At 59.3% G+C, this 16299-nt stretch carries 11 protein-coding genes; 7 read left to right on the plus strand and 4 right to left on the minus strand.

Annotation, left to right across the window (positions count from 1 at the left end):
• Positions 1-20 precede the first annotated feature (20 nt).
• Together KP808_RS10695 and KP808_RS10700 are read right to left on the minus strand one after the other, a co-directional pair.
• The gene (locus KP808_RS10695; RefSeq protein WP_219171409.1) at positions 21-3164 is read right to left on the minus strand and encodes an efflux RND transporter permease subunit; all 3144 of its coding nucleotides are present in this window, start codon (positions 3162-3164) and stop codon (positions 21-23) included.
• 33 nt (positions 3165-3197) lie between these two features.
• Positions 3198-4358 (minus strand): efflux RND transporter periplasmic adaptor subunit, encoded by a 1161-nt coding sequence (locus KP808_RS10700; RefSeq protein ID WP_230018399.1) that lies wholly within the window; start codon positions 4356-4358, stop codon positions 3198-3200.
• A gap of 180 nt (positions 4359-4538) precedes the next feature.
• Between KP808_RS10700 and KP808_RS10705 the strand changes: the two genes are divergently transcribed.
• Positions 4539-5093, plus strand: a complete 555-nt coding sequence (locus KP808_RS10705) for a TetR/AcrR family transcriptional regulator (protein WP_230018401.1) — start codon at positions 4539-4541, stop codon at positions 5091-5093.
• A 17-nt stretch (positions 5094-5110) separates the two neighbouring features.
• Here KP808_RS10705 and KP808_RS10710 read toward each other — a convergent pair whose 3' ends face one another.
• The gene (locus KP808_RS10710; protein WP_122258605.1) at positions 5111-7609 is read right to left on the minus strand and encodes a TonB-dependent receptor plug domain-containing protein; all 2499 of its coding nucleotides are present in this window, start codon (positions 7607-7609) and stop codon (positions 5111-5113) included.
• Positions 7610-8003: 394 nt separating this feature from the next.
• Between KP808_RS10710 and KP808_RS10715 the strand changes: the two genes are divergently transcribed.
• The 6 genes from KP808_RS10715 to KP808_RS10740 all read left to right on the plus strand — a co-directional run bounded on the left by KP808_RS10715 (position 8004) and on the right by KP808_RS10740 (position 14447).
• The gene (locus tag KP808_RS10715) at positions 8004-8609 is read left to right on the plus strand and encodes an SCO family protein (protein ID WP_004658527.1); all 606 of its coding nucleotides are present in this window, start codon (positions 8004-8006) and stop codon (positions 8607-8609) included.
• Positions 8603-9097, plus strand: coding sequence for a copper chaperone PCu(A)C (locus KP808_RS10720; protein WP_031596194.1), 495 nt, complete (start codon positions 8603-8605; stop codon positions 9095-9097). The genes KP808_RS10715 and KP808_RS10720 overlap by 7 nt, the downstream gene beginning before the upstream one ends.
• A 587-nt stretch (positions 9098-9684) precedes the next feature.
• On the plus strand, positions 9685-10515 hold the full coding sequence (locus KP808_RS10725) for an energy transducer TonB (protein WP_122258185.1): 831 nt from the start codon (positions 9685-9687) through the stop codon (positions 10513-10515).
• 117 nt (positions 10516-10632) lie between these two features.
• Positions 10633-11361: a MotA/TolQ/ExbB proton channel family protein gene (locus tag KP808_RS10730; protein ID WP_057420663.1), complete on the plus strand. Its 729-nt coding sequence runs from the start codon at positions 10633-10635 to the stop codon at positions 11359-11361.
• 1 nt (position 11362) lies between these two features.
• Positions 11363-11764: an ExbD/TolR family protein gene (locus KP808_RS10735; RefSeq protein WP_002553831.1), complete on the plus strand. Its 402-nt coding sequence runs from the start codon at positions 11363-11365 to the stop codon at positions 11762-11764.
• Between the two features lie 280 nt (positions 11765-12044).
• Positions 12045-14447 carry a TonB-dependent receptor plug domain-containing protein gene (locus tag KP808_RS10740; RefSeq protein ID WP_122281156.1) on the plus strand — a complete coding sequence of 801 codons (2403 nt, stop codon included), beginning with the start codon at positions 12045-12047 and terminating at the stop codon, positions 14445-14447.
• 392 nt (positions 14448-14839) lie between these two features.
• On the opposite strand, the gene KP808_RS10745 is transcribed toward KP808_RS10740, so the two are convergent.
• Positions 14840-16270 carry an IS1182 family transposase gene (locus KP808_RS10745; RefSeq protein WP_230017536.1) on the minus strand — a complete coding sequence of 477 codons (1431 nt, stop codon included), beginning with the start codon at positions 16268-16270 and terminating at the stop codon, positions 14840-14842.
• Positions 16271-16299 lie beyond the last annotated feature (29 nt).

Genomic DNA, 16299 nt, shown 5'->3' on the forward strand with positions numbered 1-16299 from the left:
GCCCGCTGCCCACCCGTCGTTTATGGCTTCTCGGGCAGCTGTGCATCGTCACCAACCTGCTGTACGTGCGGCTTGCGACGCAACACTGACAGGACCCAGACAAAAAATATCGGCACCAGAATCACGCCCAGTAGCGTAGCGCTGAGCATGCCGCCGATAACGCCGGTACCGATCGCGCGCTGGCTCGCTGCGCCTGCGCCGGTCGCCAGCGTGAGCGGCACGACGCCAAGGATGAAGGCCAGCGATGTCATGACAATCGGCCGAAAGCGCAGTCGCGCAGCCTGAAGTGCCGCGTCACGTAGCGAATGGCCTTGATCCCACAGCTCCTTGGCGAATTCGACGATGAGAATCGCGTTTTTCGCTGCCAGCCCGATGATGGTGATCAACCCGACCTTGAAGTACACATCGTTGGGCATGCCGACCGCAGTCACTGCCAGCACGGAGCCCAGCGCACCGACGGGTACGATCAGCATCACCACCAGCGGAATCGCCCAGCTTTCATACAGTGCAACCAGCAGCAGGAACACCACCAGCAGCGCCAGGCCGAACAGGCCGGCTGCCTGGCCGCTGGCGACTCGTTCCTGATAGGAGAGGCCGGTCCATTCATAGCCGATGCCTTGCGGCAGTTCGGAAACGATCCGCTCGATTTCCGCCATCGCCTCACCGGTACTGACCCCCGGTGCTGCATCGCCGGAAATCCTGAAGGCGGGGTAGCCGTTGTAGCGGGCGATCTGCACCGGGCCTTGTTCCCAGTGCGTCGAAACGAACGCGCCCAGCGGCACCAGCGTGCCGCTGCTGTTAGGCACGTAGAGCTTGAGCACGCTTTCCGGGGTCATTCGCGAACTTTGTTCTGCCTGCACGACCACACGTTGCTGACGCCCGGCATTGGCGAAATCGCTGATCACCGAAGAGCCGAATGCAGTGGACAGCGCGTTGCTGATCGACTCGAAACTGACGCCAAGCGCACGGGCTTTTTCGCGGTCGATATTCAGGCGCAATTGCGGCGCTTCGGCCAGACCTTCCATCATCGCGTAGAGAATTTTCGGGTTGCCGTTGGCTTTGCCCAACAGCTCGTTGCGCGCCGCCAGCAACGCTTCACGGCCCAGCCCTGCGCGGTCTTGCAGGCGCAGCGAGAAGCCGCCCGAGGTGCCCAGGCCGTCAATGGGCGGTGGCGTCACCGCCATTACCGTACCGTCGCCCAGCCCGGCAAAATGCTGGTTGAACGCTGCCGCTTCTTCAGCCGCCGACTGGCCCTTGCCGCGCTCCGACCAGTCCTTCAGGGTCGGGAACGCCAGACCGGCGTTTTCACCCATACCGGAGAAGCTGAAGCCCAGCAGCATGGTCACCGCGCCGGTTGCCTCGCGTGACAGCATGTAGTTTTCCAGCAGTTGCGCGGTGGCGTCGGTACGCGCCCGGGTCGCGCCGGGCGGCAGTTGCACGTCGATGATCAGGTAGCCCTGATCTTCCACGGGCACAAAGGACTCCGGCAGACGCAGGTAGAAAAAGCCCAGCAGACCGACGATACCGACGTACAACAGCATGTAGCGGCCAGCGCGTTTGATCATGCTGGAACTGGCCCGCTCGTAACGGTCGGTGAATTTACCGAACAGCCGATTGAAGCCGCCGAAGAACCCACGCTTCTCACTGTGCCCGGCAGGAATCGGCTTGAGCAACGTGGCACACAGTGCCGGGGTAAAGGTCAGGGCCAGGAAACCCGAGAACAGAATCGACACGGCCAGCGACAGCGAGAACTGCTGGTAGATGACCCCGACCGAGCCACCCATGAACGCCAATGGCAGAAACACGGCGGCCAGTACCAGCGTGATACCGAAAATCGCGCCGGAGACCTGCTGCATTGCCTTGACCGTTGCGGCTGCCGGAGAAAGGCCTTCTTCGGCCATGATCCGCTCGACGTTTTCCACCACCACAATGGCGTCGTCGACCAGAATACCGATGGCCAGCACCATGCCGAACATGGTCATCATGTTCACCGAGAAGCCCATCAGGTACATGATCGCCAGGGTCCCGGCCAGACACACCGGCACCACAATGGTCGGGATCAGCGTGTAGCGAATGTTCTGCAGAAACAGGAACATCACCAGGAACACCAGCACCATGGCCTCGATCAGGGTGTAGATCACCTTGTCGATGGCCACGTCGACGAAGCGTGAGGTGTCGTACGGTATCGAAAACTCGACGCCTTCCGGGAAATTGACCGACAGCTCGGTGAGGCGCTGCTTGACTGCCCGGGCGGTCTGGATCGCATTGGCACCTGGTGACAGTTGCACGGCACCGGCCACTGCACGCTGCCCGTTCAGGCGCGATTCAAAACTGTAATCCTGACTGCCGATGGCCACACGTGCCACATCGGACAAATGCACAGCAGAGCCGTCTTCGTTGGCGCGCAGAACGATGCGGCCGAACTCCTCCGGGTTGTCCAGCGTGCCCTTGACCGCCAGGGTCGCGGTCAATTCCTGCAGTGATGAGCCCGGACTGCTGCCGAAGCTGCCTGCCGGAACCTGCACGTTCTGCGCCCGAATGGCCGCGTTCACGTCATCGATGGAGAGCCCGAAACCAACCAGCTTCTGCGGATCGATCCAGACCCGCATTGCGGCTTCGGCGGCGAAAAACTGTAACCGGCCGACGCCGTTCACCCGGCTGATTTCATTATTGACGTTGCGGGCCGCGTAGTCGGCCAGCGCGACCGTATCCTTGGTAGCCGAGCCGTCCTTGTAGTTCAGGGTAAAGATCAACAGGAACCCGGAGCTGGCCTGTTCGACTTGCAGGCCCTGACTGAGCACCGTCTGCGGCAGGCGCGCTTCGGCTTTCTTGATACGGTTCTGGACTTCAACCTGTGCCAGGTCCGGGTTGGTGCCCGGTACGAATGTCACGTTGATTTCAGCGCTGCCGGTCGAGTTGCTGGTCGACTCGTAATACAGCATGCCCTTGGCACCGTTCAGCTCTTCCTCGATGACGCTGGTCACCGAATCGACCAGCACTTTCGCGGATGCGCCGGGGTAAGTAGCGGTAATGGTGATCTGCGGCGGTGCCACATCAGGGTACTGCGCCACTGGCAAGGCGGGCAGGGCCATCAGGCCTGCCAGCAGAATGAACAGGGCCAGCACCCAGGCAAAGTTGGGTCGCTTGATAAAGAACAGAGACATGAACGGTGATCCTCGATCGCGCTGAAGGCGGCTTTATTGCGACTTGGATTGCGGCTGGGCGGAGGGCGATTTGGCGACGACCTTGTCACCGGAACTGAGCCCGGTCATGTTGCCGACGACAACCTGTTCACCTGCCTTCAGCCCCTCGGTGATCTGCCAGCGCGAATCCTGCATTGCGCCGGTTTTGACCGGGCGGACTTCGACCGTACCGTCCTGGGCAATCACCATTACGCGGGCTGCGCCATCACTGGAGCGCTGAACGGCACGTTGCGGGACGAGGATGGCGTTGGCATCGACCCGCTGCGGTGTGCGCACCCGCACATACATGCCCGGCAGCAACACGCCTTTGGGGTTGGCGAAGCGGGCGCGTAACGAAACCTGGCCGGTGGTCCGGTCTACTGCAACGTCGGTAAACAACAGGGTGCCAGTGCTTTGATAGTCAGTACCGTCGACGCTCAGCGACAGCGCGTCTTCGCCACCCTTGGGCAGGCGACCTTCCTGAATGGCCGCGCGCATTTGCAAGGCGTCGGCAACCGGCTGGGTGAAGTCGGCGTAGACCGGGTCGAGTTGCTGGATGGTTGCCAGCAGGGTGGTTTCGCCCTGACCGACCAGCGCGCCTTCAGTGACCATCGCGCGGCCGATGCGTCCTGAAATAGGCGCCTTGACCGTGGCATAGCCCAGGTTCAGCCTGGCGGTTTCGACATCTGCCTGAGCCGACTTTTTAGCGGCGATGGCGTTTTGCAGCGCAGAGCGGGCGGTGTCGAAGGTCTGACGGCTGACCGCTTCGATTTCGACCAGCGACTCGTAACGTTTGACCGTAGCTTGAGTTTCGAACAGTGTGGCTTCTGTGCGGGCCAGGTCGCCCTGAGCTTTGGACAGCGCGGCCTTGAACGGTGCCGGGTCGATCTGGAACAGCACCGCGCCCGCTTTCACATCGGCGCCTTCCTCGAAATTGCGCGTGAGCACGATACCGGCCACCCGGGCGCGTACCTGCGCCACACGAACCGGTTCGATACGGCCGGGCAGTTCATCAACGACCGTGAACGATTCGGCTTTGACGGCAATGGCCTCCACCTCTTTGGGTGCTGTCGATGCAGCGTGATCCTGCTGCTGTTTCTGCTCGCACCCGGCCAGACCCAACACTGCCAGTAGCGCTACCGCAGGCATGACACGCCAATCGCTCAAACCACTCATCGCTCACCCGGGCGCAGCCCATCAGACACTAAAGCCGCGAATGATCTACTGTGTAAGAGAGTGAGTCAACATTGACTCATGTGAGACTTTAGTGACTAATTGTGTATAGGCTTTGAGAACGCGGTAAGGTTTCTGCACAATGCGCCGCCTGCCACTTAACACGAGTTGAAGACGTACCCGATGGAATTACCTGCCGCTGACGACAAATTTCTGAAAGCCCTGGCCGTTGCGCTGGTTGACCATTCCAACGGTACGCTCAAGGATATTGCTCAAGCGGCTGGCGTCAGCAAGGCGACGCTCAACCGCTTCTGCGGCACCCGCGCCAACCTCGTGGAACTGTTGCTCAATCACGCCTCGGACCTGATGAACCAGGTGGTCGCCGACGCGGATCTGCAGCATGCTCCGCCGCTGGAAGCGCTTCAACGACTGGTCGACAACCACCTCATGCACCGCGAAATGCTGGTCTTTCTGGTATTTCAGTGGCGCCCGGATTCGCTCGATGAAAGCAGCGGAGGGCGCCGCTGGTTGCCTTACTCCGACGCCCTCGATGCGTTTTTCCTGCGTGGTCAGCATGAAGGTCTGTTCCGGATCGACGTCAGTGCCGCCGTCCTTACCGAAATGTTCGCAGCGCTGCTCTCCGGGATGGTCGACGCCGAACGCCGCGGCCGTGTGGCTCGCGCCGGTATGGGCGCATTGGTGACGCAGTTTTTTCTGCACGGCGCGGCGGCACGCTAAGCAAGTCTGTGCAGACGTCAGAAATCATAGGCAATCTTGCTGTACCAGAATCCACCGCCCGGATAGAACGGTGAATTGCCGTACAGGTTGAGTCCGACGGCGGAGGGGATTGCATTCTTGTCCGGGCGCACATCGAAGATATTGGTGCCGCCAACACTGAGGGTGATGTTGTCGTAGAGGGTGTAGGACACATCCAGGTCGGTGATCCACTTGGCCCCGAAGCTGCGATCACCGCTTTCCAGCTGCTGGAGGGTCTTGACCTTGCCGTAACGGGTGGTTTGCAGATTCACGCCCAGGTCGCCCAGCGTCCATTTGCCGCCCAATACCCATTTGGTTTTCGGTTGAGCATCGGTCAGGTCGCCTTCGCGGGCCCGGCCGACCCAGGTCAGGCTGCCGCCAGGGTTGCTGCCCAAGCCCTGCAAGGCTGCCGGTGCGTCCTTGACGTCGGTGATAATGGTCTTGTTGTAGTTGAACCCGGCGCTCCAGCGCACGTTGCCCCATGCACCGTACTGGCTGGAATGGTCGAGGACGATGTCCAGGCCGCGGGTGCGGGTGTCAAACGCGTTGGTGTAATACGAAGTCCAGGTGCTGGTGTCCACACCTTGAGCCGCCAGGATGGGCGCCAGCGCTGGGCCGTACAGGCTTTCGGTACGGGCGATGCGGTCGTCGATCTCGATCCAGTAGGCGTCTGCGGTCAGGCTGGTGCGCGGTGCCGGTTGCCAGGTCACGCCGAACCCCAGATTGCGCGATTTCTCCGGGTCCAGGGTGGTCGCGCCGAGCGCCTGGGCCAGCGCCGAGTTGACCGGCGCGATGCGCGTCACGGCGGGCACTATGGTGCCATCCGGCGCAGCACCGACCCGGTTGTCCGAGATGCTGTAGCCGACCTGGGTCAGCGAGGGCGCACGAAAGCCCGTGCCGACGGTACCGCGTACGGCGAAGGTGTCGGTAAATTCGTAGCGCGAGTTGAGCTTGGCACTGACTGTGTTGCCCGAGTCATCGTCGAAATGCTCTGCACGCAGCGCCAGGTCGACAAACAAAGGTTCTATCGGGGTGATACCGAAATCGACGTAAGCTGCGTAGTTGTTGCGTTGCAGGCTGGTGGCATCCTGCGGCGAGATGACCGCTGCGGCCTGGGCGGCAATCGACGCCAGCTGTCCGGCCAGCGGGTTGGCCTGACCATTGGGCAGAGTAGCCGGAAAGCGATAGCCGCCCACCTGATAGGCCTGCGCGTCGCCGGAAAACGTCCGGAACCGTTCCCAGCGATGCTCAAGCCCTGCGGACACTTGCAGCGGCACGCCAAACAGCCCGTCGAACGCACGAGTGATGTCGACGTTGTTGACCCATTGTTCGAATCGGTAGGTCGCCAGGTCGTCGAACGACGTCGGCGAGGCCGGTCCCAGCGACGGGTTGATGGTCAGATCGCTGTACTGATGGTTGTTGTTGCGCCCGTATGTAGTGCTCAGGTCCCAGTTCCAGCCCAGCGCTTCACCCTTGGCGCCAATCAGGTACTGATAGTCGGTGTCGTCCAGATTGTTCAGCGGGTAGTAGCCGTCGGCAAACAGTTCGGGAACGTTGGCGTTGCTGTTGGGATAGCGGAAGTAGTTGTTGATGATGGCGTCGCGTTGTCCGTAAGTGCCGTAGGAATACAGCTTCATCTGATCATTCAGCGGCAGTTCGGCGTTGTAGGCCAGGTTGAACGCCTTGATCTGCGGGTCGCCATTCTTCACGCCGACCCGGTCCCACGTCGCCTCTCGAGGGTCGCCGGGAAAGTAGGCGTTATTGGTGGCTTTTTCGTTCCAGCTGGCATCGCCACGCTTGCGTGCGTCGGCCGAAAGATGCAGAAAGCCGCCGTCACCCAGTTCGAAGCCGGTGTCCCCTTCGAATTTGGTCACTTCGCCTTCACCGCTGTACAGCTTGCCGTACGTCACCCCCAGATGGCCGCCCTCGGCGCTGGATTTGAGAATAACGTTGATCACCCCGGCAATCGCATCCGAGCCGTATTGCGCAGCGGCACTGTCCTTGAGCACCTCGATGCGCTCCACCGCGCTGATCGGGATCATGTCGATGTCCACCGAGTTCGCGCCGCTGCTGTCGGTCGAGCCATTGGCGGGCAGGGCGCTGTTATGGCGGCGTTTGCCATTGACCAGCACCAGTGTGTAGGCCGGTGCAAGGCTGCGGTTGGACAACGGGCGGATGGTCGAGTTATAGCCTGCGACGTTGGTGCCATAGTTGAACGAAGGCAGCAGTTTGGCGATGGCTTCGGTCAGGTCGGCGCGACCGGTTTTCAGTAACTGATCGCTGGTTACGATATCAATCGGGGCCGGGCTTTCAGTCACGGTGCGCTGTGTACCGCGAACCCCGGTGGAAATCACCGTGACCTTCTCCAGCCGGGCCTCACGGTCGAGGGTTTCATCGGCGGCCTGAGCGGGGTTCATCAGGCCAAGGCCGACAAGCGCTATGCTTTTGATCAGCGGGTTGCGCGGGGCGTGGCGGGAAGCGTGAGCGGGTAAGGCCATGACGGAGTGATCCTTGGGCAATGCTGAGAAAGTTTTGGGCACCTCCACAAGGCAAGGGTCGGTTTGCTGGCGAATATAGGGTTATGAAACGAGCCTGTGAAAGGCCTTTTGGTTATATGTTAATTATAAAAATATTGAATTATTTTTATTTGTTATATGTTTTATATGCATTTAAAGCGTTGCGCACGGGTGGTCGGTAACAGTACTTGAGGGAGGTAAAGCTGCCTGTGCTGTTTTGTCGCACGACGTATTGCAGCCCATGAGGCCGACGTTTGCGCGCCTGCTCATGGTTTGAAACAGGATTGGCGGTATTCCCTGTTGCCTTGGGGTGGTAAATTCGCGGCCTTTGAATGTGTCAGAACCCACGCGCCTAACCCTCCAGGGGACGCAAGACATGACGTACCAACCGACCCGCCGCGAGGTGGTCACAGGCCTCTCGTTGCTGAGCCTTGGCCTGCTGACTGGCTGCGGCAATTCCAATGCCTTGCCGTTCAAGCACGGCAAAGACATGAGCAACGAGATAGTTGGCCGCAACTTCCGACTCAAGGATGCACAAGGCAACGTCAAGACCCTGTCGAGTTTTCGTGGCCTGATGCCGATGATCTTCTTCGGCTTCACCCAATGCCCGGCCATTTGCCCGACGGCACTGGCGCGAGCTGCACAGATCAGAAAGCTGATGGGCGAAGAGGGCAAGACCCTCCAGGTAGTGTTCATTACCCTCGACCCGGAGCGTGATACGCCCGAGGTGATCGACGCCTACGTGAAGGCTTTCGATCCGACCTTCGTCGCCCTGTCCGGTACGCTTGAAGAAACGGCCGCAACGGCAAAGGAGTTCGGCGTATTCTTCGAAAAGGTCCCGCTGGGCGACACCTACACGATCTCGCATACCGCCACCAGTTATGTCTACGACACCCGCGGCGTGCTGCGCCTGGGCTTGTCGCACAGGCTGTCCGCCCAACAATGCACTGAAGATCTGCTCACTTTGATGGAAGTATGCTGATGACCGTTCTGATTCGTAACGTCGCAAAGCCGCTGTTGTTGACCCTTTCGCTGCTGGGCCTGAGCGCTCAGGCGCTGGCCGAAACCAAAGTCGATGACGCCTGGGTGCGTGCCACCGTGCCGGGCCAGTCCGCCACTGGTGCGTTCATGCGCATCACTTCGGACACGGACAGCAAGCTGGTCGACGTTGCTTCACCTGTTGCGAAAACCGTGCAGATCCATGAGATGAGCATGAAAGGCGACGTGATGAGCATGCAGCGCGTCAACTCGGTTGACTTGCCAGCCGGCAAACCGGTGATGCTCGATTCCGACGGCTACCACGTGATGTTCATGGGCCTTGCAGCGCAGGTCAAAGAGGGTGATCAGGTGCCTCTGACCCTGACCGTGGAAGACGCCAAGGGCGTGAAAGAGTCGATTCAAGTCACCGCAATTGCGAAGTCACTGACCAGCGACGAGCACAGCGGGCATGGTGATCACAGCGGTCATTGAGCCTGATCTACCTGACGGCTATCGTTCCTCACGCTCCAGTGAGGGAATGCCTCTCGTGACGCTCCGCGTCACAACTCTGCGCCGCACTGCAATTCAAGAGAGGACGCAGAGCGTCCAGAACGGCATGCGACGCGGAGCGTCGCACGATAGTTGATCTACCTGACGACCATCGTTCCTCACGCTCCAGCGTGGGAATGCCTCTTGTGAAGCTCCGCGTCACAACTCTGCGCCGCACTGCAATTCAAGAGAGGACGCAGAGCGTCCAGAACGGCATGCGACGCGGAGCGTCGCACGATAGTTGATCTACCTGACGACCATCGTTCCTCACGCTCCAGCGTGGGAATGCCTCTCGTGACGCTCCGCATCACAACTCTGCGTCGCACGATAGTTGAGGTTATCGTTCCTCACGCTCTCGCATCACGGTATACGCTGGTTCATATATTCATTTAAAGTCTAACCGGCGAACCAAATATTCTTTTCAGGAACAAGCCTCTTTCAGCGATGATTGCCTTGCCACATCAACTTTGGAAAGGTGACTGATACCAACAGAACCTGGATTTTTATCATGAAAATGCAGGAGTGTATCAATGGGCAATGTCCAGACCGCAGCCAGCGCACATGAAGTGCCCTGGCGCCAGACGCCGAGTGGCGACCTGGTCGATCTGGGGCGTCCTTTCCGTGCGCCTCTGGCGTTATCGCGGTTGCAAAGCACCCCCAAACCCATACTCGGACGACGCGAAGCCATTCTGCTGGGTGCACTGGCGCTGGTATTTCATGGCGCGGTCATCTACTGGTTGAGCCAGAACCCGACACCCGCATTGCCGGTCGTGCCGCCGGAAATTCCGCCGATGACCATCGAGTTCTCTCAGCCCGCGCCGCCGGTTGTGGAGACGCCGCCACCACCGCCCGAGCCTGTCGTGCAGCCTGTGGTCGAGCCGCCGCCCCCGGTCGAAGATGAACTGGCCGTCAAGCCGCCACCGCCCAAACCGATTCCAAAACCCAAGCCGCAGCCGCCCAAGCCGGTGGTCAAACCGGTTGTCAAGCCAGTGGCAAAACCGGTCGAGCAACCAGCCCCACCGGTGCCCGTGCCACCTGTCGCTGCACCTGCCGCTCCCGCACCGCCCGCGCCAAAACCGGTAACTCCGGCTTCTGCCAGCGCTGGCTATCTGCGCAACCCGGCACCGGAATACCCGTCGCTGGCAATGCGCCGCGGCTGGGAAGGCACCGTGCTGTTGCGCGTCCATGTATTGGCCAGCGGCAAGCCCGGCGAGATTCAGATACAGAAAAGCAGCGGCCGCGATCAATTGGATGACGCAGCGCTGGCAGCGGTGAAGCGCTGGAGCTTTGTGCCCGCCAAGCAGGGCGATGTCGCTCAGGACGGCTGGGTCAGCGTGCCCATTGATTTCAAGATCAAATAACGTTTCAAGTTCCAATAACCAGGACATTCGATTGACCCGGCGAGCTACCTGAACCAAAGGCGCATCGCGATACACCCAATGCCTTGTTCAGACTTCGTTCATAAAGAGAGCTGCGCCATGAACCTACTTGCTTCGCCTTTTGAATCCATCGAACACGCGGTCATCTGGCTGCTGGTGATCTTCTCCGTTGCCACTTGGGGTCTTGCTTTGCTCAAGGGCGTGCAGTTCTCGCGCCTGAAGTCCCAGGACCGCAAGTTCCACAAGCAATTCTGGGCTGCATCGAGCCTGGATTCGGCCGCGCAACTGGCCCAGGAACAGCCCGGCGCTGCTGCTCGTGTTGCGCTGGCCGGTTACGCCGCCATTCAGGTGCCGGACGGCGCGCAGGCTAACGACCTCAGTCATTCCATCAACCATCAGGACCGCCTTGAACGTGCCCTGCGTCAGCAGATCGTTCGGGAGCGCCGCTCGCTGGAGACCGGTCTGGCGATTCTCGCCAGTATTGGCAGCACCTCGCCGTTTATCGGCCTGTTCGGTACGGTCTGGGGCATTATGTCGGCGCTCAAGGGCATCAGTGCTGCCGGTTCGGCAAGCCTGGAAACCGTTGCTGGTCCGATCGGCGCAGCGCTGGTGGCAACCGGTGTCGGCATCGCCGTCGCCGTGCCTGCGGTGCTGGTCTACAACTACTTCCTGCGGCGCCTGAAGCTGACCGCTGCTGACCTGGATGACTTTGCCCACGACTTCTACAGCCTGGCGCAGAAGAGTGCATTCCGCGTGTTGCTGCATCCGGTCCTGAAGTCTGGCGCTACAGGCGGGCAGGCCGGGCAGAAAGTGAAGGAGGCGTCCTGAGATGGCTTTTTCCACACAAGATACCGATGAAGTGCTGAGCGAGATCAACGTCACGCCGCTGGTGGACGTGATGCTGGTACTGCTGGTGGTGTTCATCGTGACCGCGCCGCTGCTGACCAACTCGATCCCGATCAACCTGCCCAAGACCGAATCGGTTGCGCCAGTGGAGCAGAAAGACCCGCTGGTGGTGAGTATCGACGGGCAGGGCAAGCTGTTCATCAACAAGGATGAAATTCAACCAGATCTGTTGGAAACCAGCCTCAAGGCGGCCAAGGACAAGGCCCCTGACGTGCGCGTGCAGTTGCAGGCGGACAATGGCGTGAATTACGGCGAAGTGGCACGAGCCATGGCTTCCATCGAACGCGCAGGTATCACCAAGCTGTCGGTAATCACTGCCAAATAAGCGCTTTTTCGTCCATCAGCTTCATCAGTTTTGGGCCGCATCCTCAGGCAGGTGCGGCCTTTTTTTGTCCGCGTTTCAGGCATTTTTCAGTCTGGACACAAATGTAGATGCTTATTCTTTATTGATATTTAAAAATTTAAATCAATGTCATTAAGCTATAAAGCATCGGACCTCCGGAACACCAATCAGACACTGTAATGATCGCTACCGTCCGCCGCACGGATCGCTCGTTGTAACCAGAACAGAGTTTCTGGATCAAGGATTTTCAAGGGGTAGTGGTATGGGGAATTTCAAGCGGAGTGTATTGGCCACGGCGATTTTTTCAGCCAATTTGCTGAGCGTCGCAGGCATCAGTGCAAGCGCTCACGCTGCACAGGCAACAGATGAACAAAACAACCAAAGCGCATCCACCCTGGGCACGGTAATCGTTACCGGCACCAGGGCGCAGGAGCGCACGGCCAGTGCCTCGCTGTCGCCCATTGATGTGATTTCCGGTGACAGCCTGCGCAGTTCCGGCTCCAGCGAATTGGGCACGGTGCTGGCGCGCTTGATCCCTTCGATCAACTTTCCGCGGCCCAGCCTGGTGGACGGTGCCGAGCTGACCCGGCCGGCGCAATTGCGCGGGCTGTCGCCGGATCAGGTGCTGGTGCTGGTCAATGGCAAGCGCCGCCACACATCGGCCTTCGTCAACCTGGGTGGGGCGGTGGGACGCGGTTCGGCACCTGCCGACCTGAACGCCATTCCGCTGTCTGCCATTGACCACATCGAAGTGCTGCGCGACGGTGCTTCAGCGCGTTACGGTTCCGATGCGATTGCCGGGGTGATCAACATCATCCTCAAGAGCGCCGATCATGGCGGGTCGATTTCCAGCAAGTACGGACAGTACAAGAAGGGCGACGGGATTCAGCGTCAGGTGTCCGGTAACACGGGTTTCGCGCTGGGCGACAACGGCACGTTGAACCTGTCGGGTGAAGGCTCCAACAACGACTACACCAACCGTGCCGGTGATGATCTTCGTACTTCCAGCATAGGCTCCACGACTTACGGTCAGCAGGTGTTCCGTCAGGGTGAGCCGCAAACCCACGAGGGCAAGTTGCAATACAACGCCGAGTACAGCTTCAACGATGCAGCGGAGTTCTACAGCTTCGGGGGCTACAGCAAGCGCCGTGGTGAAACTGCCGCGTTTTATCGGCCGAGCAACGCCTCCAACAATATCGCTGCAATTTACCCCAACGGTTATCTGCCACTGATTAACGGCACTCTGGAAGACACCTCGCTGGTAGCGGGGTTACGCGGCGAACTGGCGGATGACTGGCACTACGACGTGTCTGCCAACTACGGGAAAAATACCTATGAACTGCGCACCAAAACCATCAATACGTCACTGGGCTTGAATACGCCGCGCTCCTTCGATAACGGCACGCTGACCAACGACCAGAAGCAACTGAGTTTCGACCTGTCGCGGGAATTCAGCGCGGCATGGCTGCCTTATCCGGTGTCGGTCGCGTTTGGCGCCGAATACCTGCGCCAGGGTTATCAGATCGAGGCAGGGCAGGCCGAGTCGTATTTTCAGACCGGCAGTTCCGGGCTGGGCGGTTTCCGTTCCGCCGATGCAGGCAGCTACTCGCGACACAACTTCGCCCAGTATCTGGATGTGGAAACCAACCTGACCGAGAAGCTCGGTGTGTCGGCTGCCGTTCGCCACGAGGACTACAGCGATTTTGGCTCCAACGTCAGCGGCTCGCTCTCTGCTCGTTATGACTTCACCCCGCAGGTGGCCTTGCGAGGCAGCGTGTCGACAGGCTTCCGCGCACCTTCACTGGCGCAGCAGAATTTCACCTTCACCTCGTCGCAACTGATTGGCAACACTGTTCAGGAAGCGGGCACGTTCCCGGCCGGCAGTAACGTTGCGCAACTGTTAGGCGCCGAAGACCTCAAGCCCGAAAAGTCGCGCAACTACAGCCTGGGCCTGGTGCTCCAGCCACTGGACAGCCTGACTGTGACCGCCGACGTCTATCGCATCGATATTCAGGATCGTATCTCGCTGTCCTCTAACCTGGTGCTCAACAACACGGCCACCAACTACCTGCGCAGCAATGGCGTGGGTGATATCAACTACACCAGCGCGCGCTATTTCACCAACGCCACAGACACCAGCACCGATGGTGTCGATCTGGTCGCCAATTACCGCTACCAGTTCGATAACGGCGTCCGTTGGAACAGCACAGTGGGCTACAACTACAACCACACTAAAGTCACCGACGTGAAAGCCAACCCGGCGATTCTCGATCAGTTAGGGGTGAATCTGGTTCGGGTGGATCGCAGGGAGCGTATCGGTCTGCTGGGTGACACCACCCCGCAGCACAAACTGACGCTGGGCAATGATCTGACGTTCGGTAACTGGGCACTGCATTCCAACCTGGTTCGCTACGGCGAGTTCACCAGCTACCAGGCCGACAAGGTCAACGATCAGACCTTCAGCGCTGCGTGGCTGCTGGACCTCGCAGTAGACTACACACTCAAGAACTGGGTCTTCACCCTGGGCGGCGATAACGTCACCGACAAGTACCCCGAAAAGCTCAACGACTTCTCGTCCAGCGGCGGCAACCTGGCTTACAGCACGTTCTCGCCTTACGGGTATAGCGGGGCGTTTTACTACGGCAAGGTGACGTACAACTGGTAATTTGCCGCTGATTCTCATGTCGATGCTGCGCGTTGGCATACAGCTCGTGACGCTTCGCGTCATATCTGTGCTGCAACACAACGGCATGTCTTGCCCGTAGTCACTGCACATAAATGAAAGCGCTTTTTTGTCGCGACGGCACTGACGACGCAGAGTGCGACGTTAGTGACGGCTGAGTCCTGACGCTGATCCGGGGGATGCGAGGCAGGACGCCGAGCAAGCCGCACCGGGCCCAGAGTGTGTAAAAACCCGTCAGAATGTGGTCGGCGCGAATCGCCTATTGTCGGTTGTCGGGCATTTAGCGCCAAAGAGCTTCTGGTTGAGCTACGGAAACCCTGATTAGCTTTGAGAAGGCGTACCTGGCTTGATAAATAGCCGCAAAAACGACCTTTTCAGGGCGCTAAGGCTCTCATCAAGTCAGGCATGCCGATGATTTTCATCACCCGCTTCAGGTTATAAGCCAGCACGTTCAAACTCATTTCGGTGCTCACTCCGCCAAGCCGGCGCGTCAGAAAGTGCGTTGCACCCATCCACTGCTTGAGAGTCCCGAAGGGGTGCTCCACGGTCTGCTTGCGCAGGGTCATTACCTGCGGCGCGCTGGCCAGGCGGACGTGCATTTCTTCTAGCACTGTCTCATGTTCCCAGCGCCGAACCTTTCTCTCTCGGGCCGGTGTGCATTGCGCCTTTATCGAGCAGACTTGGCAGTTGGAGCGCCAGTAAACGTCCAGCTTCTTGCCCTTGTCGACATAAGAGTTGCGCCAGATCAGCACTTGATTGGCGGGACAGACGTACTCATCGTTGTTCGCATCGTAAACAAACTCTTCATTGCCGAAGCGGCCATCAAATTTGGCCCGCGAGCTCAGCGTTTTCGGCACATAAGCTGTGATCCCTGCCTCATGACAGGCCAGGATTTCTCCGCTTTTGTAATACCCACGGTCTGCCGCCACCGACAACGATTCGACTTGCATCGCCTCACGGGCCTGCAGGGCCATCGAGCTAAGTTGATCACGGTCGTGACCGACATTGGTCACCTCGTGCGCGACGATCAAATGATGCTTGGTATCCACTGCGGTCTGTACGTTGTAACCCACGATACCTTTTCCGCCACTGCTCATCATTGAGCGCGCGTCCGGATCGGTCAGCGAAATTTGTTTGTCCGGAGATTCTTCAAGCTGTACCTCGATGGCCTGCAACGCCTTCATTTGCTCCTTCAATTTGGCGATTTTCTCCTCCAGGCCGCCCTTGGGGTCTGAAGCTTTGGGCTCTTCCCGATCAGCCGCATCCAGCCCCTTTAGATAACGGGCAATGCTTGATTCAATCTCTTCCATCCGACGCTTCAGTTTGGCGCTGGTGAAATTGCGGTCGCGGTGGTTCACCGCCTTGAATTTACTGCCATCGATGGCGACGAAATGTTCCGAGAAAAGCCCCAATTGTTGACACAGCACGACAAACTGCCGACAGACGCCTCGAATGCCCTTACCGTTGTCCTTTCGGAAGTTGGCGATGGTCTTGAAATCCGGCATCAGGCGACCGGTCAGCCACATCAGCTCGACGTTGCGCTGCGCCTCGCGCTCAAGGCGTCGGCTTGACTGGACCCGGTTGAGATAGCCGTAGATGTAGATCTTCAGCATGACTGCAGGATGGTAAGCCGGTCGGCCCGTTTCAGCGGGGACAGCGCTTTCAAAACCCAAGGCGATAAGGTCGAGTTCATCCACAAAGACATCGACCACGCGCACCGGATTGGTGTCGCTGACGTAATCGTCGAGACTCTCGGGAAGCAAGGTACTTTGACCTCGGTGTTCGCCTTGGATGAAGCGTTTCATGGGCAACCCTTGCAATGAAATCCTGAGAA

Source organism: Pseudomonas savastanoi, from assembly GCF_020917325.1.
GTDB classification, from domain to species: Bacteria; Pseudomonadota; Gammaproteobacteria; order Pseudomonadales; family Pseudomonadaceae; genus Aquipseudomonas; species Aquipseudomonas amygdali.